General features: G+C 64.3%; 15 protein-coding genes. 9 read left to right on the plus strand and 6 right to left on the minus strand.

The annotated features are described in order from the left end of the window. Positions 1-44: 44 nt before the first annotated feature. A complete protein-coding gene (locus DFJ64_RS15530; RefSeq protein ID WP_115851099.1) occupies positions 45-929 on the minus strand; it encodes a DUF72 domain-containing protein in 885 nt (294 codons plus the stop codon). Positions 930-990: 61 nt separating this feature from the next. Beyond that, entirely contained in the window at positions 991-1,449 is a 459-nt protein-coding gene (locus DFJ64_RS15535) for a DNA polymerase ligase N-terminal domain-containing protein (RefSeq protein ID WP_115851100.1), read from the minus strand. Between the two features lie 172 nt (positions 1,450-1,621). On the opposite strand from DFJ64_RS15535, the gene DFJ64_RS15540 reads away from it, so the two are divergent. The 5 genes from DFJ64_RS15540 (at position 1,622) to DFJ64_RS15555 (ending at position 6,355) form a co-directional block, all read left to right on the plus strand. Continuing rightward, the gene (locus DFJ64_RS15540; protein WP_115851101.1) at positions 1,622-2,647 is read left to right on the plus strand and encodes an autoinducer 2 ABC transporter substrate-binding protein; all 1,026 of its coding nucleotides are present in this window, start codon (positions 1,622-1,624) and stop codon (positions 2,645-2,647) included. 12 nt (positions 2,648-2,659) lie between these two features. Continuing rightward, complete coding sequence (locus DFJ64_RS19975) at positions 2,660-3,406, plus strand: ATP-binding cassette domain-containing protein (RefSeq protein WP_245941164.1); 747 nt, start codon at positions 2,660-2,662, stop codon at positions 3,404-3,406. A gap of 95 nt (positions 3,407-3,501) precedes the next feature. Then, a complete protein-coding gene (locus DFJ64_RS15545; protein WP_245941321.1) occupies positions 3,502-4,323 on the plus strand; it encodes an ATP-binding cassette domain-containing protein in 822 nt (273 codons plus the stop codon). After that, entirely contained in the window at positions 4,320-5,312 is a 993-nt protein-coding gene (locus tag DFJ64_RS15550; protein ID WP_115851102.1) for an ABC transporter permease, read from the plus strand. Before DFJ64_RS15545 ends, DFJ64_RS15550 begins: the two co-directional genes overlap by 4 nt. Next, positions 5,309-6,355 (plus strand): ABC transporter permease, encoded by a 1,047-nt coding sequence (locus tag DFJ64_RS15555; RefSeq protein WP_115851103.1) that lies wholly within the window; start codon positions 5,309-5,311, stop codon positions 6,353-6,355. Before DFJ64_RS15550 ends, DFJ64_RS15555 begins: the two co-directional genes overlap by 4 nt. A 124-nt stretch (positions 6,356-6,479) precedes the next feature. On the opposite strand, the gene DFJ64_RS15560 is transcribed toward DFJ64_RS15555, so the two are convergent. Next, a complete protein-coding gene (locus tag DFJ64_RS15560; RefSeq protein ID WP_115851104.1) occupies positions 6,480-7,295 on the minus strand; it encodes a class I SAM-dependent methyltransferase in 816 nt (271 codons plus the stop codon). 6 nt (positions 7,296-7,301) lie between these two features. Further along, positions 7,302-8,519, minus strand: a complete 1,218-nt coding sequence (locus tag DFJ64_RS19285; protein ID WP_147304729.1) for a hypothetical protein — start codon at positions 8,517-8,519, stop codon at positions 7,302-7,304. Positions 8,520-8,782: 263 nt separating this feature from the next. Here DFJ64_RS19285 and DFJ64_RS15565 point away from each other — a divergent pair, with 263 nt between their 5' ends. The 4 genes from DFJ64_RS15565 to DFJ64_RS15580 all read left to right on the plus strand — a co-directional run bounded on the left by DFJ64_RS15565 (position 8,783) and on the right by DFJ64_RS15580 (position 14,183). Further along, positions 8,783-10,012, plus strand: a complete 1,230-nt coding sequence (locus DFJ64_RS15565) for an MFS transporter (RefSeq protein ID WP_115851105.1) — start codon at positions 8,783-8,785, stop codon at positions 10,010-10,012. Between the two features lie 11 nt (positions 10,013-10,023). After that, positions 10,024-11,553: a nucleotidyltransferase family protein gene (locus tag DFJ64_RS15570; RefSeq protein ID WP_115852144.1), complete on the plus strand. Its 1,530-nt coding sequence runs from the start codon at positions 10,024-10,026 to the stop codon at positions 11,551-11,553. A gap of 409 nt (positions 11,554-11,962) precedes the next feature. Then, the gene (locus tag DFJ64_RS15575; protein WP_170152631.1) at positions 11,963-13,306 is read left to right on the plus strand and encodes an MFS transporter; all 1,344 of its coding nucleotides are present in this window, start codon (positions 11,963-11,965) and stop codon (positions 13,304-13,306) included. Positions 13,307-13,367: 61 nt separating this feature from the next. Further along, positions 13,368-14,183, plus strand: coding sequence for a TetR/AcrR family transcriptional regulator (locus tag DFJ64_RS15580; RefSeq protein WP_115851107.1), 816 nt, complete (start codon positions 13,368-13,370; stop codon positions 14,181-14,183). Between the two features lie 26 nt (positions 14,184-14,209). On the opposite strand, the gene DFJ64_RS15585 is transcribed toward DFJ64_RS15580, so the two are convergent. Together DFJ64_RS15585 and DFJ64_RS15595 are read right to left on the minus strand one after the other, a co-directional pair. Next, on the minus strand, positions 14,210-15,724 hold the full coding sequence (locus DFJ64_RS15585) for a sodium:solute symporter family protein (protein ID WP_115851108.1): 1,515 nt from the start codon (positions 15,722-15,724) through the stop codon (positions 14,210-14,212). A gap of 328 nt (positions 15,725-16,052) precedes the next feature. Then, a complete protein-coding gene (locus DFJ64_RS15595) occupies positions 16,053-17,567 on the minus strand; it encodes a xylulokinase (RefSeq protein WP_115851110.1) in 1,515 nt (504 codons plus the stop codon). Positions 17,568-17,588: the final 21 nt, after the last annotated feature.

Here is a 17,588-nt window from a genome sequence, read left to right on the forward strand (position 1 = left end):
TGCTAGGAACGCCCGCCGTCAGGTGGTCAAGGCACGGACGTCGCTCATCCTGACGGCGTCTCCTCCTGGAGCATTCGAGCCAGCTGGGCGGCGTTGACCTGGGCGTAGTCGCGGTAGCAGTTGTTCATGACGACGTAGGTGGTGGACGCTCGCTCGGCGAGGCGGGGCAGTCGCCTGGCCCACTCGCGAAGCTCCTCCTCGGAGTACCGGTAGCCGAAGCGTTCGTAGATGTTCTTGCTCTCCCAACGGTCGCTGTGACCGTGGAACCGCACCACCGCTGTCGGAGCGGTGGCTGCGAGCACCGGGGGAACCGAGGACCGGTAGCCCTGCGGCATGTCGACGCACACCAGGGGAACGGCGTAGGAGGTGAGGAAGTCCAGGGTTTCGGCGCGGTTCTCCTCACCCAGCCACCGGTTGTTGCGGAACTCCACCGCCACGGTGTACGGATCGCACCGTTCCTTGGCGCGCAGGATGTACTCCTTGTTCCGTCGGTTGAGGGTGAACCACGGCGGGAACTGGAAGAGCAGCACCCCGAGCTTGCCCGCTTCATACAGCGGAGTGAGCGCTTGCAGGAAGCGGTCCCACACCGTCTCCACGGCGTCGGAGTCCAAGTCCTTGAGGTAGACGTTCTTTTTGTCCGTCGTCGGTCGGATGTCCTTGTAGAGCGCGGCGGTCCGGGTCGGATGTTGCGTCAGCAGGGAGAACGCCTTGACGTTGAACGTGAAGCCTGCCGGCGTGCGGTCCACCCACAGCTCGGCGTTCCGTTCGGCGGGTGGTGTGTAGTAGGTCGAGTCCACCTCAACGAGGGGAAACACCGACGAGTAGTACCGGAGCCGCTCTTCCGGGGTGTCGACGTCCGGCGGGTACCAGCCGGACGCGATGAGCGTCTTGTCGGTCCACGACGCCGTCCCGACCTTGATGTTCGCCACGCCAGTCGCGTACCACCGCGGTCGACGTGGAAACCCGCCCGGCCCGTCCACGGCGGTCGCCTCAACGGGCGGGATCCATGCGATGGATCAGCCAGTTGTTGTCGTGGGTGTGGATGAGCGCGTACCGGCCCTGCGCCGGTCCCTTTCCGTGGAGGACGACCTTGACCTCCCGGTCGTCCCATCGTTCACAGACGTACGTGCCATGGTCCCAGATGGTCACGGTGCCCGCGCCGTACTCGCCTCGCGGGATCTCCCCTTCGAAGGTGGCGTACTCGAGGGGGTGGTCTTCGGTCTGCACCGCGAGGTGGTTCTTCTTCGGATCCGTTGGAAGTCCTTTGGGCAGCGCCCACGAGACCAACACGCCCTCGCGCTCGAGTCGAAAGTCCCAGTGCAGTCGGCGCGCGTGGTGCTCCTGGATCACGAAGGTCGCGCCCCGTTGACCGGTGGCGTCGGAGGGCATGGGCTCCGGAGTCCGCTCCGACGAGCGCTTCGCGCGGTACCTCGACAGACGGTCAGTCACCCCGAGGGCGTACCCGCGCGGGTCCGCTCCTCACCTCGCGGGCCCGACGATGCCGATCCGTGACGTATCGTTGACGATTCTCACTCAGCGCCCCTAGTGTCCAGCCTCGACCGGTCTCGCGCGATCGTGACGCGCGGAAGGGAGCGGTCCACCACGTGCTCGGGGAGCGGATATGCGGACGTCGAGGTTGGTAGCGGCGTTGGTCGTACCCCTGGTCTTGGTCGCGAGCGCGGTCGGATGCACGAAGAAGACCGACACCACGACCACGGGCGACTCGGCGGGGAGCGACCAGGTCACCGTGGCGTTCGTCCCGAAGCTGCAGGGCATCCCCTACTTCGAGGCGATGAACACCGGTGGTCAGAAGGCGGCGAAGGAGCTCGGCCTGCGGTGGATCTACAAGGGCGCGACGACGGCTGACCCGGGCGCGCAGACCGACATCGTGAAGTCGCTCATCCAACAGGGCGTCGATGTCCTGGTGGTCGCGCCGAACGACCCGGACTCCATGGCACCTGTCCTCGCCCAGGCCAAGGAGCGCGGCATCCACGTCATGACCTCCGACACCGACGCGCCGAACTCGGTTCGCGAGGTGTTCGTCAACCAGGCGACGGCGGAGGGAATCGGCACCGCGATCATGGACGCCCTCGCGGAGGCGATGGGAGGAGAAGGCAAGTACGCCATCGTGTCCTGCGGGCAGACCGCGGCGAACCTCAACTCCTGGATCGAGGTGGAGAAGAAGGTCAACGCCGAGAAGTACCCCGACATGGAGCTGGTCGACGTCGTCTACGCAGGCGAGGACGAGCCTCGGGCGGTGTCGATGGCGAAGGACCTGATCAACGCCCACCCCGATCTGAAGGGGTTGATCGGCCAGTGCACCTCGTCGGCGCCGGCGGTGGCCAAGGCCGTGCGGGAGACGGGCAAGATCGGGCAAGTCTTCACGGTCGGGTTGGGAACGCCGCAGGCGATGAAGGACTACCTGGCGGACGGCTCGTCCAGCGCCTCGATCCTGTGGGACGTGGAGAACCTCGGCTACCTCACCGCGTGGGCCGGCTGGAAAGTGAGCCAAGGGGAGAGCTTCGAGGAGGTCAACCGCGTCTCCGACGCCATTCCGGACGCACGGTGGTTCCCCGACCAGAAGATGCTGCTCCTCGGTGACCCACTGGTCATCACCAAGGACAACGCCGACAACTACGACTACTGACGGTCTGGCGCGGTGACGAACGAGGCGGTGCCGGCGGGCGGTGACGTCCGTGACGGACCTCCGGCGTCTGTCACGGAGCCCTTGGGGCGCACAGCACCACCGCCCGAGCAGGCGACGGAATCCGGTGGTATCGCGGAGCCGCTCGTGCGCATGGCGGGAGTCGTCAAGCGGTACGGCGGGGTCCAGGCGCTGCGTGGTGTCGACTTCGAGGTCCGCGGGGGCGAGGTCCACGCGCTCGTCGGTGAGAACGGTGCCGGAAAGTCGACGCTCATGCGAATACTCGCCGGCGCCGAGCGTGCGGACGCCGGCACGGTCGCGGTCGCGGGCGAGACGCTCGCGGGCGGCAGCACGCAGGCGGCGATCGCCGCCGGTGTCGCCGCCGTCTACCAGGAGCCCGCCCTGTTCGGCGAGCTGACCGTCGCCGAGAACGTCTTCCTCGGTAGAGAGCTGCGCAAGCGGAGTCTCGGGGGTCTGCGCAGGGTCGACTGGGCCGCCCAACGGCGGCGCGTCACGGAGCTGCTGGAACGGCTCGGCCTCGATCCCTCGCTCGCCGACGTCCGGGTCGCGACCTGGCGGTCGCCGAGCAGCAGCTGGTGTCCATCGCCAAGGCGTTCGCTCACTCGGCGCGGGTGCTCATCCTCGACGAACCGTCGGCGATCCTCACCGACCGGGAGATCGAGGTGCTGTTCGGCGTCGTTCGGACCCTGCGCCAGGAGGGCGTGGGGGTGGTCTACATCAGCCACCGGCTGGACGAGCTAGCCAGGATCAGTGACCGCGTGACCGTCCTGCGCGACGGCGTCGTGGTGGCGACCCGACCGACGCGGGAGCTGTCGGTTCGCGCCGTCGCCGAGCTCATGGTGGGTCACGAGCTTCCGGCCGACAACCGCGTGCGTGCCGCCACGGGGTCGACGTCAGCCGCGGGGTCGACGTCAGCCGCGGAGCCCGTCCTGGAGGTGCGCCGTCTCGGTCGGGCCGGCGTGTTCGAGGACGTCGACCTGCGTGTCGGGGCGGGCGAGATCGTTGCCCTCTACGGCCTGGTCGGCTCGGGCGTGGCGGACATCGCCCGCGCCTTGTTCGGCGTCGCGCCCGCCGACCGCGGCACGGTCAGCGTCGACGGCCGCGTCGTCCGCCTGCGCAGCCCTCTCGACGCGACGCGCGCCGGCATTGCGATGCTGCCGGGCAACCGCGCCACCCAGGGTGTCTTCGCCTCCAAGTCCATCGCGTTCAACCTCTCCAGCGCCCACCTGGGTTTCCTGTCTCGGTGGGGCTGGCTCGACCGGGCACGCGAGCGCCGGGTCACGGAGCAGCTGATGGCTCGGCTCCGGGTCCGGGCGCGCGGACCCGCCACACTGGTCAGCGCGCTGTCGGGAGGGAACCAGCAGAAGACCGTCATCGCTCGGCAGCTCGTCCGCACCCCTCGGGTCCTGGTGCTCGAGGAGCCGACGCAGGGCGTGGACGTCGGCGCCAAGGAGGAGATCCACCGGATCGTCACCGACCTCGCCGAGTCCGGGAGCACGGCGGTGGTGCTGGTGTCGAGTGACCTGCCCGAGGTGCTGCGGCTCGCGACACGGGTGCTCGTGGTCCGACGGGGGAGGGTCGTGGCGGAGTTCGACGGGGGAGCGCGCCAAGCCGACGTCCTCGCGGCCGCCGCAGGGGACCAGGAGCAGGAACGATGACGACGGTGGCGCACACGCTTCGCGCGCGACGGCCGGCTGCCCGCCCGATCGAGGGACAAGAGCTCGCGCTGCTGGGTGTCCTCGTCGTCCTCTGGGGCGTGCTCGGTCTCGCGACCGACACCTTCCTGACCGGCTCCAACGTCCAGGCGATCCTCTACAACGTCGCGCCGATCGCGCTCATCGGTATCGGTATGACGGCGGTCATCGTGACGGCCGGCATCGACGTCTCCGTCGGCAGCGCCCTCGCGGTCGTCATGGTCGTCGTCGCCAAGCTGATCCGCGACGTGGGGGTGCCCGCGCCGCTGGCCATCCTCGTCGCGGTTGCGCTCGGGACCTGCCTGGGAGCGATCAACGGCGCGCTCGTGGCGTTCGGTCGGATCCACCCGATCATCGTCACGTTCGCCACGCTCAACGTGTTCCGGTTCGTCGCGTTGCGCATCTTCGACGGCCGACAGGTGACCGGCGTCCCCGACACCTTGAAGTCTCTCGGCGGAGGCGCGGACGGCCGCATCTGGGGCCTGCCCACCGCGTGGCTGCTCGCGGTGCTCCTCGGGGCGGCGATGTGGTGGTACATGCGCTCCTGGCCCACCGGCCGGCACCTGTACGCGGTCGGCGGTGACGCGAGGGCGGCTCGACTCGCCGGTGTGCGCGTGCGGCGGCGTCTGGTGTTCGCGTACGTCCTCACGGGCGCCCTCGTCGGGCTCGCCGGCTGCGTGCTCATCGGAAGCGGTGGTCTGGTCAGCCAGAACGCCGGGGAAGGACTGGAGCTCCAGGTCATCGCGGCGGTGGTCATCGGCGGCACGAGCATCATGGGCGGCCGCGGCACGGTACTGGGGACCATGCTGGGGGCCTTGCTCGTCGGCACGGTCACCAGCGCGGTGACCCTGCTGGGCTGGCCGAGCGAGCTCACGCCGCTGTTCGTCGGTGTGTTCATCCTCGTGGCGGTGGGCGTCGACCTGGTGCGAGCTCGCCGGAGGGAGGCGCGGTGACGGCAGCGGAGTCGACGACGAACGCTCGCGAGCGCGCTCGCCTCGCCCAGCTCCTCGAGTACCTGCTGACCGAGCGGGCGGTGCTGTTGGCCGTCCTGCTCGTCGGCGTCCTCGTGTGGTTCAAGGTCCTCGAGGCCGGGCAGTACCTCGTCGCGCCGTACGACCTCGGCTACCTCGCCTCGGCCCTGGAGTCCCTGGTACCGCTGTGTCTGCTGGCGTTGGCGGAGCTGCTGGTGATCGTGTCCGGGCGGGGTGGCATCGACCTGTCCGTCGGCGCCATCGTGAGCCTGGCCGGCATGGTGTTCGGGTTCTGCGTGGCCGGGGGTTGGCCGGTCCCGCTGGCCATCCTGGTCTGCCTCGTCACGGGAACACTGCTCGGCGCTGTCAACGGTGTCCTGACGGCGTACCTGCGGTTCCCCCCGCTGATCGCGACGTTGGCGACGTACTACGCATACTCGTCCCTGGCGATGGTGAGCAACGACCGAGCGCCGATCTCCACCGAGCCGGTGCAGCGGCTCTCTGCCCTCACTCGGCCGATCGACGTGTTCGGACTGTATGTGCCAAGGCACGTGTTCACGATCCTGCTGCCGTGCCTGGTCGTGGTCTGGCTCGTCGTCAACCGCTCCACGTACGGCCGGAAGCTCTACGCGGTGGGCACCAACGACGTGGCGGCGACGTTCGCGGCGCTGTCCGTCGCCCGGGTTCGGCTCGCCGCCTACACCGGCGCCGGCCTGCTCGCCGGTGTGGTGGCCGTGGTCACCGTCGCGCAGTTCGCCTCGGCTCGACCTGACGCCGGCACGGTCGGCAACGGGATGGCACTGCCGGCGATCACGATCGCGGTGCTCGGCGGTGTCGCCATCCAAGGCGGCATCGGCACGGTCGGTGGAGTGGCGATGGCCGCGCTGTTGGTGACCTGGCTCAACGCCGGTCTGCTGCTGGCGTTCGAAGGTTCGGAGGGCAGCCAGTACCAGCTGCTCGCGCTCGGGGTGGTGCTCGTCGGGTCGGCCCTGCTGAACACGATCAGCTTGCGCCGTTACGGGTGATCGCCTTAGTGACGCCAGAGAGGGCGATGGTCGCTTACTGAACGGCAAAACCCATCTATCCCGGGCGCACACATGACCCCGTCGTCGGGATGTGAACGCAGCACGGCCTTACGGTCGGTACGCTCTAAGTCTTCGCACCTACGACGACGTACATCAGCAACCTCACCTCCACGGACGATTCACCGACAACTCCGAGAATCGCACTACGGAGCTGTTGGCGCTCGCACGGAGTCATGTTAGCGATGTGACCTAGCGAAAGCTGAAGTGACGCGAACCGTTCCGGTGACATCGGAACAATTCGGTCCATCCACCAGTGTACTGAAGGTCTAAAGTAGCCACTGGACGACATCTCAGTTCGACCTTCAGCACACAGCAATTGAAGCTGATCGACAAAGTCATCGTCGCGGACCAAATCCGGGCTTAGGTCGTGAAAAATCGAGTTCAGCGCCCGCCTAAGCTGCTGGTCGGCGGCGTAGGGAAATCTCCAGAGAAGAATCAGCTTACCATTCGCGGTGGTGAGTCTCGACGCGAGCTCGTAACCCAAGGCGGGGTCGACCCAGTGGAAGGCATCACACGACCAAATTTCGTCCAGCGATCCAGCTTCTACGTCATCGTCGACCTCTTCGAACTTCACCGGTAAGATACGAAGAGAGCCTCGGGAAACATACTCGGAGAGCAGTGAAGCAAGGATTCCTCGAAACGTAGCATCAGGTTCGAGTGCGGTCAGGTGTTGCGGCTGCCTCACCAAAGCTCTTGTTAACTGACCAGTCCCGGCACCGATTTCTAGGACTCGACTAAATCGAGCCGAAATACCTTCACCATGAGCACGCGTTCGAATGTATTCGACTTCCGCAGAAGAAACTTGGAAGCGTCCCGTTTGATAGTCATCGGCAAGTCGACCAAAACTAAGCGCACCGCTCCGGTTCGTATTAGCGCGCATACTTTTTCAATGTCCTTTCATTCCATGACGCGCCTGAAACAATTCTACCACACGCTGGACGCGTCCTGAAATCGCCGATGCCCTCCTTGCCATTAGCCACTCCCGCTTCTTGCGCGCATTAACCCAACCGGGAGGACGCTCCTCATCTCCGATCATTAGCAAGTATTCGTCACGGTTGAGCTCTCGCGCGGTGTGCTTGAGCATGGCGTAAACCAGGCAAGGTAATTCGGCGATACGACCTAGCTGATGAATTAGGGACCACAGGGCGGGTGTAGGCAAGTCAAAATCACATAAAAGACCAGCCATCAATTCGATTGGACTACCAACACAATCACCATGGAGTGTCAATGCGCTGACAAAGACGAGGTGCTTGCCGTGCAATAGCCGGAGGTGTCTACAGGCGGCGTTACTGGGCATGGCTGTATACGACATCGCCAATTTTGTTGAAGGGACTAAGGATGCTACTTGGCGAACTAACACTTCGAAATTGACGGAAGGAGAAGCTTGCGCAATCCGTTGCAGTAACATGTTCGCCGCTTTCCAGTAATCGTCCGGAAGTACCTGAAAGCTTATTGCCCGGTTATGACGCTTTGTAATAACTTGAATCAAATGGTCGAAGTTCAGCGTCTTCGAAAAATCACTCTCCTTTACCGGTGTAGGCAAGTACGGCTCCATGGCAAAGTCGCCGACGAGTTCAATACCAAGTCCTGACACTTTGGCGTCGTTGCGCGCTTGTGTGCGAGCCAGCCTACTGCTACCTACGTACCTTACTACTTTAGTCGCCGTGGTGGACTTATCTGTCCACAATAGTGGAAAGGGGCGAGGCTTGCCGCTAAGGCTCGAAGCTTCCGTTACAAGAGCACTCGTTGACCCAGTGGTACGCTGCATCGAGTCAAATTGACCTCGCCTTTCCCATAGATCGCCACCTACCTCGCCTGCTGCACCGACAAGAGCAAAGTCGAAACCTTGCTCGCTGAGGAGGTGTTTTACGACATCTTTTTGGAATTCGGCGAGACAGATCGCGCCTACTAATGCATTGCGAGGACGTTGAGCCTGAATTGCGAGCCGTAGAGCTCCTGCTGTCTGCCCAGAACCGATCAAGTCATCAACGACCAAAATTAGGTCAGCAGAACCTACTCTTGCGATCTCGATAAACGTGTAATCTTGCGGAAGTGTAATACGCTTAAGCCCGGTCCACTCGCCGCGAATCGGGTGTCCTCGCACTGGTCTATAACGACGGATGTAGTCAGTGGTATGGTAGTGAGGTCGGCTTGTGGACGGTGTCCGGAAGTGGTCTCGAGTCACGGGTTACGTGATCTTGCTTCATTAGGAAAAAAGATATAGGCTATCCATCCGGATGCATTATCGCGATGACGGAGAAAGGGGCGACTAGGTCTGAGGGACCGAGGGAACGGTTAGGTAGCTAGACATCGGAAAGGGGAATGGGAAAGCGCGTCCAATATCGGGCGCCAAGCCCCTAGAGCTCAATGAGTTCTTTGCCACGTGACGTACGACTACTCCTTCTTGGCCAGACCGGTGCGTCGCTTGGTGCTGCAGTTGCTTGGTTCGCTATACCGATTTTGGTGTTTGGGATAACTCATTCTCCTGTGAAGGCAGGTCTAGTAGGAACAATTTTTTATGTAACGCAACTGATCACTGCGGCGCTAGCTGGGCCTGCGGTCGACCGGCTCGACCGTAAACGGATCATGGTCATCAGTCAAGTGATACAGGGCGTTGTTTATGGTGCAGCTAGCTTTGTGATAGTGTTTAAGCCGTCCTATGTTTTGTTCGTTGTGCTTGCATGCATCGGCGGCGTTTGCACGGCTGTATATATTACCGCTGAAAATGCAGTACTGCCAAGGTTGGCGGATTCGATTCAACTGCCGAAAGCTCTTACACTGAGTAATGCTCGACATTCCTTCGCCTCCCTTTCAGGAGGGCCGACAGGCGGCGTGCTACTTAGTGCGTCAACTTGGCTTCCGTTATTCGCGAACTTTATTGGAAGCATAATTGGCGCCGTTACGGCAGGGCTCATCCGAAAGTCGGGCGGTACAAAAAGTGTGCGCATCAAGCCCTGGACAGTAACAGAGACTTTCGACGGATTCACAAACATCATTAGAACCCCGCCGATACGCTCCTATGCTATTGTGTCAAGTTTAAACAGTCTCGGCGGAGGTGCTATAGTTATCACGCTTCCTATTTATTGGGCCGATAAGGGATTGGATGCCGAAGTCATTGGTATTTTCACATTTACATTCGCTTCCGCTGGACTCGTTGGCGCAGTACTTGCAGCGCCCATCGTTGCCAAATTTCGGCCGTTTTTCGCGCTAACATTTGGTCTTGCTGTTTGGTCAACGGCGTCGGTGGTCGCTTGCCTTGATGTGTCAGACTACGTTGTCGTGACTGTTTTCTGCGCGGCTAGTCTTGTGACACCCGTGATGACGACGCCGATGACTGCGTGGATAGCGCGAAGTGTTCCCGATCACTTGCTGGGGAGAACGCAGTCAGCTCTATGGGTGTTGATCCGTTTGCTGGGAGCGGCGGCGCCCGGCGCAGGTGGTTGGCTGCTGGCTCAGAGCCGGGGAGCATCGGCGGCTTTCATTCCGTTCGCAATTGTCCAGATTGTAGTGCTTTTGTGCTGCCTGACAAGTAGGCATTTAAGGTCGATTCCGTCATCAGCACCTCAAGTGGCCGGAAGGTTTCAACCCAGTCCATAGCGGAGGAAAGCATGTACGCTGAATCGCTTCAACGTGCCTCAGTGGTCAATATTCTTTCTGCCATCGCGATTGGCAAATGTCCAAATGAATCTGATCTCAGAGCTGTACCTTGGAGTGACCTGGCTGATTGTCTTGAGTATCACGGAGTGCTTGGTCGAGTTGCAAATATTTTGGAGACGTGGCCTAAGTGGCCAGAGCGGAGATTGTTCGAAAGTGAAGTTCGACGTCGCATAATGAATCATCGCGCTCGGACGGTGGCGCAGGTTGAACGAGTGCGATCGCTGTTTCGGGGTCATCCTATTTCGCCTGTCGTTATTAAAGGCCCTACGACGGCGGCGCTTTTCGACACGGCGTACAGAATGAGGTGGAGCACTGATATCGATCTTTTTGTGGTTGATGCGACGTTGAAACAAATGGTTCATAATGCAGAAGTTCAGATGGTGGAGTCGAAATCTGAGCACGAGTTCGGTCTGCTTCGGGCAGGAGACACTATTTTCGATTTGCATCGTTATTATCCAGCTTTTTCGTACAGAAAGGACGTCGAAGGTCCTGTCAGTCACGGCGACGTGTTTTCGTGTCTGTGTAAAGATACTGCGATGTATCGGCGCACGATTGATTCGGAGGTGGTAATGGATTCTGCAGTGTGCGTCACCTCAGGCTGGGCAGAAGGTGTGCGATTTGTGCATCCTTCGATCGCCGCTGTTATTGCAGCGTGTCATTTGTTCAATAGTAGCCAATATGCGGCATCGTTCCCTCGAATTAGACTATCTGAGATCTTGGATTATCTTGAGTTGAGAAGACACTCAGATTTCGATAATCAGCTTTTCGATTCAATTGTAGAAAAAACACAGGCTCACGATGCAATTCAATTCCTGGAGCGATTTGTTGAGGAAATTTTGACATCTTGCGGATCACGCGAGTCGTGTGGTTTTCTTCAGGATCTGTGGCCGGGTCTCGCAATGGACGGATTTGTTTTTCGAATTGGATCGAAATCCTATTGGCAAAACTTGCTTTGCCGTCATGTTGAGATGGATTCCATTCTTGCGGCAACGGGGAGTACCGAACTTCAGTCATGTGAAGGTAAGCCGCAGTGGGCGCAGGTTAGGCCGTGTCGGCTTGGATGGCGTGAAGGGCAGATTGCGTCTCATGTGATCGGTGATGGAGCCGATCTAGATGTCTCGGTGTCGGCTGTACGCCACGATAACGGCTTGCGGATATACATGGCTGCGTGCCCGGCTAGTTTCGATGGAGCGGCGTTTCTCGTACTGCTGGGGAATTTGTATTTTGAGGTTCTATATGAGAATGGGGAGTGTTATATTAATGCTCAACGACAGTGGAAAGCCTGGCTGCAGGAGGATTATGAGCTTCGTGTTACAGATACTCGGCGTGGCGGACTGGAGTTCACACTAAATATTCCATGGCCGATAGTTTTAAGTGTCACCTCAGGTAGAATGATTCCCGGGCTTTTAGGTGCTAGAACTTGGCCGACGACCAGTACGGCGCGAAGTGGTCATTTGTTTGGCATACGTATCAAACTTTAGAATTCGATCTTTTGAAGTAATGTAAGTACGTCGAGTGAGGTGGAGATTTGCAAGGCAGGGTGAGCAGCTCCTGGCCACCATCTCGGTCACCGGACCGAGCGTCCGTTTCGATCTGGCGGCGATGGACGCGATCCTGCCCGACCTGCTAAGGCCGCCCACCAGGTCACGGTTGAGGTCGGCGGAACGTCCCCGCGCCTGTCGTCACAGCCGCACGGCTCGACCTCCCGCTAGGACTCCGGTCGTAGGACTCCGGTAGGACGACGGCTGCGCCCATCTCCGGGGGTCGTCTCGCCATCCGGTGTGGTAGGTGTGGGAGCGGTGCCGACTGAGGCACCGTGAGACGTGGCCAGTCAAGGGACCCCAGCGATGTGGCCTGTCTGGCCTGAAGCGATCCAAGGGATGGGAACGGTTGCACACGACCGAACACGGCTCCGCGCCTAGCTCATCATCATCGACCACACCGGCGATCTCCCACGCGGCGTCCTCACCCACGCTGCTCGCGTGGCTCCGCTCGAGGCCCCTCGCGGTCACCAACGCCACCTACGCGTTGCTGTACGCCGTCGACGGTGCGCTCCTTCCTTTCTTGAGTGTGTTCCTGGCGTACGAGCACGGTTTCAGCGCCAGCCAGATCGGCATGGTGTTGGCCGCGTCCAGCGTCGCTGGTCTCATGGCGCCGCCGATTCTCACCATGCTCGCCGACCGCCACGGACGAGCCGAGCTGCTGTTCATCTGGGTCCTCGTCGCCTCGGCGGCGACCCTGCTCGTCTTCTCCGTGGTCGAGGGCTACTGGTGGCTGCTCGTCGTCTACACCGCTTTCTGCCTCGCCCGTGAGCCCTCGAGGCCACTCCTGGACGGCATCTTCTTCGCTGCGCAACGCAGGATTCCCGCACTCGCCGATGTGAGCTATCACCGGGTGCGGATCTGGGGGACCGTCGGCTACATGATCCCCGGCATCCTCCTCTACATCTCTCTCACCGACGACAGCTCCCTTGACGTGCTGCCGGTCATCGCGTGCGGATTGGCTCTCCTCGGAATCGTCGTGGCGTGGTTCCTGCCCACCCGGCACGTTGGCCGCACGGCCGGTTCACCGCCCAGCGGCTCCGGCACGGACCAAGCGGTCCGGTCCCGGTCACGTGCGGGCCATGGCGGAGGGACGTCGCTGTCTGAGGTGGTGCGAGTCGCGGGCCGGTTGCTCCGGCGGCCGACGACGGTGACGTTCCTCGCCTCGATGTTCCTGCTCCAGGTCGGCCAGTCGGTGTACTTCGCCTTCTACCCCCTGTTGGCCACCGACGTCGTCGGGCTCGCGCCGCGCTGGCTCGGGCTCGTGACGAATGTCGGGGTGATCATCGAGCTCGCCTACATGGCTGGCTACGGATGGCTCGTCCGGCGGCTGGGGTGGCGCTGGCTGATGGTGCTCGGCTCGCTGGCCGCGGTGGCACGGTTCGCCTTGCTCGCCGCGTCCCCCTCGGTCGCTGTCATCGTGGGGACGCAGGTCGTCCACGGCTTGGTGATCATCGGCACGATGGTGGCCGGCCGGGTGATCCTGGACATGCAGGCGCCCGACGAGATCCGGCACACCGCGCAAGGCATCTACGCCATCGTGCTGGGCGGAGGACGGATGGCCGGCGCCGCGGCGGGAGGCCTGGTCGCGGCCGCGTCGTTGGCCGCGGTGTTCTGGTGGGCGGCCGCCGTCGGGCTGCTGGCCGCGCTCGGCATGGCCTGGGCACTCCGGGACGAACCCAAGCCGGTCTGACGATGGTCCGGGACGCCGTTGCCGGCGCCGACCACGGGCTGCGTGGGGCAAGAATGGTCGCGTGACGACGGAGTACGCCAGCACCGGCGATCCTCGCCGTGGCATCGAGCTGCTGTGGGGACTCCGGGAGCCCGCTCGCAAGGGACCCAAGCCCCGGCTGAGCGTCGAGCGGATCGCTCGGGCGGCGATCGAGATCGCGGACGCGGAGGGCCTGGCGGCGTTGTCGATGCGGCGGGTCGCTGAGCGGCTCGGCGTCACCGCGATGTCGCTCTACACCTACGTGCCCAGCAAGGCAGAGCTGCTCGACGTCATGCTCGACACGGTCTACGCCGAGGTGACCGGGCGCGGCGACGGCGACGACGAAGGAGGGTGGCGGGCCAAGCTCGCGCGGGTGGCTCGCGAGAACTGGGCTCTCTACCGTCGCCATCCCTGGCTGTTGCAGGTGTCGACGAGACGGCCGGTGCTGGGCCCCAACCTCATCGCCAAGTACGACCGCGAGCTCTCCGCCGTCGACGGCATCGGATTGACCGATGTCGAGATGGACTTGGTGGTGTCCCTCGTCTCCGACTACGTCCATGGTGCCGTGCGTGGGGCGGTGCAGGCGGACGCGCTCGTCGAGCGCACCGGGATGACCGACGAGGAGTGGTGGCGACGGGCCGGTCCGATCCTCGCCGAGGTGCTGGAGCCGGAGCGCTACCCGCTCGCCGCTCGCGTGGGCGCCGCGGCCGGCGCGGAGTACGGCGCGGCGTCGGATCCGGAGCGGTCGTTCGAGTTCGGCTTGAGCATCCTCCTCGACGGCATCGAGACGCTCCTGCGCGCCAAGTCGGCGACGACCGCCGGTCATGACTCCGGCGCCGGAACCGACGCCACGTCCTGACCCCTCGGCGACTAGACCCTCGGCGGCTAGACCTTCGCCGGTGTGGTCGCCTCGGGGCGTGACGGCTCGTCGGCGCTCAGCGCCTCGAGGATGGAGTCCACCGGTTCGACACGTTCCCGGCGCGTCAGCAGACCGACCAGTCCTGCCGCGCCGTACAGCACGAGCGACACCAGGACCGGGTAGGTCGTGATCTGCGCGGTGCTCAGCTCGAGCGCGTACTTGACCACGACGAAGGTCGCCAAGCCACCGCCGATCGACAAGAACGCGCTCACCTGCCCTGCGCGCCGGAACAGCGGCAGCATGCCGAACAGCATTGGGATCGCCATGGGACCGACGAGCCCGCCGAACCATTCGAGGATGAGCGTGAGCACGCCGCCGAAGCGGTCGGCGTTGAGCGCGATCAGCACCGTCGAGACGCTGAACCCCACCGTGACCAGCCGAGCGGCCAGGAGGCGCACCCGGGGGTTGGCGGTCGCCAACCGGGGTGAGAGAGCCGGCAGGACGTCCCTGGTGATGACCGACGAGATGGCGTTGGACTCCGACGTCGTCATGGCCATCGTGTGCGCGAACACCGACGCGAGGACGAGGCCGACCAGGCCCGCAGGAAGGTACTCGCGGGCCATCAACGCGTAGACCTCGTTGGGGTTCTCCACGTCCGGCAGGAGCAGGGGAGCGGCCCACATGGGGAAGAACAGCACCAGCGGCCAGAGGAGGTAGATCACCGACGACAAGAAGGCCGCCTTGCGCGCCTCAGATCCCTGCGGGGAGGACATGAAGCGCTGCGCCAGGTTCCAGGTACCGCCCGAGTAACTGAGGAAGTTGATGACGAGGTACGGGAGGACGTAGGAGAGCGGGTACTCATCGGGGAACGGGTTCGTGCGGTCGGCCGGCAGCCGGTCCCAGATCCCCACGATGGCGGAGAGGCCGCCCAGCTCGCCCAGGACGACGACCAGCAAGGCGACGCCCGCGACGAACTGGACGACGAACTGCGTCAAGTCCGTGGCCACGTCGGCCCACATCCCGCCGATGGCGGAGTAGAAGATGCCGATGGCGCCGCAGATGACGATCGCCCACGGCAACGGGATGCCGGAGAGCACGGACAGCACGATGCCCATGCCGGCGAACTTCGTGGCGTTGGAGACCAGGTTGAGCGCCGTGCCCGCCCAGGCCAGCGTCTGCTGCGTCGGCTTGCCGTATCGCTGCGCCAGGTACTCCAACGGCGACTCGAACCCGTACCGCTGTCGCAGCCGCGCCCAGCGGGGTGCGATGAAGAGCGCGCCGAGGAAGGTGCCGAACGCGATGCCGAAGGCCCACCAGATGTAGATGGTGATGCCGTAGGCGTACGCGACCCCGGCGAACGCGGTGAACACGACCGCGCTGTAGCCGGACATGTGGTGGGAGATGCCGAGCAGCCACCAGGGCATCCGCCCGCCCGCGACGTAGAAGTCCCGTGTCGTGGCGACCTTCCGCTTCGACCAGACCCCGATGCCGATCATCAGCAGGAAGTAGAGCGCGAGCGCGGTGTGGTCGAGTGGGTGCACGGTCCCTCCTCCAGGCCGACTGACGACCGGCGGAGTCCCGGCACCCGTGGCCGACGGCACCGGCACCCGCCGGGCGGCGTGGTCCGCGCCGACGGAACGCGCACGCCGACGCCGGATCTGCAACCGGTTGCAGATGGCCCGGCAGACTGCCGTGCGAGGGAGGCCGCGGTCAAGAAGCCCGACGTGCCGATGTCGGTCACGCGGTGCGTGTGCGTGGGGAGGGGCCGTCGAGGGCAGCGGCGCCCTCGGCAGGCCGTCAGGCCCGTGGTGACCTTCGCCGTCAGGCCCGTGGTGACCTTCGCCGTCGGGCCTGCGGCGTACTTCGCTGTCAGGCCTGCGGTGTGCTCAGCGCGCGGAGGCGAGAGAGCTGGGGGAACAGGCTCCGCAGGGTCGGGTAGAGCTCGGCGTAGACGCGCGCCGCCTCGCGGTACACCGCACCTCGAGCGGCGTCGGGGTAGCGGACGTGCGCGACGCGCGTCATCCGCCCGGTCGCCTCCTCGACGCTCTTGACACCCTCGAGGCCGACCGCCGCGGCGGCGAGGATCGCGGCGCCCAGCGCCGTCGTCTCGACCTCGGCGGCGACCGCCACGGGCCGTTCGAGGACGTCGGCGAGGAGCTGGGTGAACAGCCGCGACCGAGACGCGCCGCCCATGGCGACGAGGCTGACAACGCTCTGGCCGGTCGACTGTTCGATGAGGGAGAGGCTGAGCCGCTCCTCGTACGCCAGGCCCTCGAGCACCGCCCGGTACATCTCGGGTCGGCCGTGCTCGTCGGTGAGGCCGACGAACGCCGCCCGCGCGTCGGCGTCCCAGTACGGCGTCTCGGCGCTCGTGAGGTAGGGGAGGAAGAGCAGCCCACGGGCGCCGATCGGCACCTCGGCGGCCATCCGCTCCAGTCGCTCCTCCCGGTCGTCGCCGGTCAGTCCGGACAGCGCGTCACGGAACCAGGCGATGGACAACGCGCCGGAGGACAGCAGGGACTCCAGGGTGTAGGCGCCGGCGACCGGACTGGCCAAGGTTCGATACGCACGGTCCCACCGGTACGACGCGGAGTGCACGCCCATGGTGAGGCCGGTCCCGAGGTTGAGGTAGGCGCGGTCGGCGGTGAGGACGCCCGCGCCGAGTCCCGCGCACTGGCCGTCGCCGGCGCCCGCGACGACCGGCAGACCCGCGGGGAGCCCGGTGCGCTCGGCCGCGGTTCCGGAGACCGTTCCGATGACCGACCCGGGGGCCACGAGCCGGGGCAGCCGGTCGAGGGTGAGGCCCGCCGCCGTGACGAGCTGCGGCGACCAGGTGAAGGTCGCCATGTCGAGCAGCGACATCGGGTCCGCGCAGGCCCAGCTCGTGGCGACCTCCCCGGTCAGCTTCTGGACGAGGTAGCCGTGGACGTCCAGGACGAGCGCGGTGCGCGTGAGCACGTCCGGCTCGTGCTCGGCCAGCCAGGCGAGCTTGTACAGGCTCGGCGTGGTGGACGGCGGCTTGCCGGACAGCCGGTGAACCTCCGGCGACCCGAGCCGGGCGATCTGCTCGCCGGCCCGGGTGTCCAGCCACAGGATCGCCGGCCGCAGCGGCTCTCCGCGCTCGTCCAGGCACACGAACGTCTCCCGCTGGTGGGTGATCCCCAACGCCATCGGCGGGGACGAGAGGGACGTCACGACGTCGCGGATGGCGTCCGCGGTGGCGTTCCACCAGTCGGCCGCGTCCTGCTCCTGCCAACCAGGACGGGGGGAGCGGCGCGGATACGGGCGGCGCGCCTCAGCGACAGCCACACCGTCGGCGTCGAAGGCGACGGCCTTGCTGCCGGTGGTGGAACAGTCGACGGCGATGACGACGGGACGGGTCATCGGGACCACCTCACCTGGGGA

The organism is Thermasporomyces composti, from assembly GCF_003386795.1.
Taxonomy (GTDB): domain Bacteria; phylum Actinomycetota; class Actinomycetes; order Propionibacteriales; family Actinopolymorphaceae; genus Thermasporomyces; species Thermasporomyces composti.

Excerpts from the sequence above, each read along its gene's own strand:
- DFJ64_RS15540 (WP_115851101.1), top strand. The coding sequence starts at position 1,622 with ATGCGGACGTCGAGGTTGGTAGCGGCGTTGGTCGTACCCCTGGTCTTG.
- DFJ64_RS15545 (WP_245941321.1), top strand. The coding sequence starts at position 3,502 with ATGGTGGGTCACGAGCTTCCGGCCGACAACCGCGTGCGTGCCGCCACG.
- DFJ64_RS15550 (WP_115851102.1), top strand. The coding sequence starts at position 4,320 with ATGACGACGGTGGCGCACACGCTTCGCGCGCGACGGCCGGCTGCCCGC.
- DFJ64_RS15560 (WP_115851104.1), bottom strand. The coding sequence starts at position 7,295 with ATGCGCGCTAATACGAACCGGAGCGGTGCGCTTAGTTTTGGTCGACTT.
- DFJ64_RS15565 (WP_115851105.1), top strand. The coding sequence starts at position 8,783 with ATGAGTTCTTTGCCACGTGACGTACGACTACTCCTTCTTGGCCAGACC.
- DFJ64_RS15570 (WP_115852144.1), top strand. The coding sequence starts at position 10,024 with ATGTACGCTGAATCGCTTCAACGTGCCTCAGTGGTCAATATTCTTTCT.
- DFJ64_RS15595 (WP_115851110.1), bottom strand. The coding sequence starts at position 17,567 with ATGACCCGTCCCGTCGTCATCGCCGTCGACTGTTCCACCACCGGCAGC.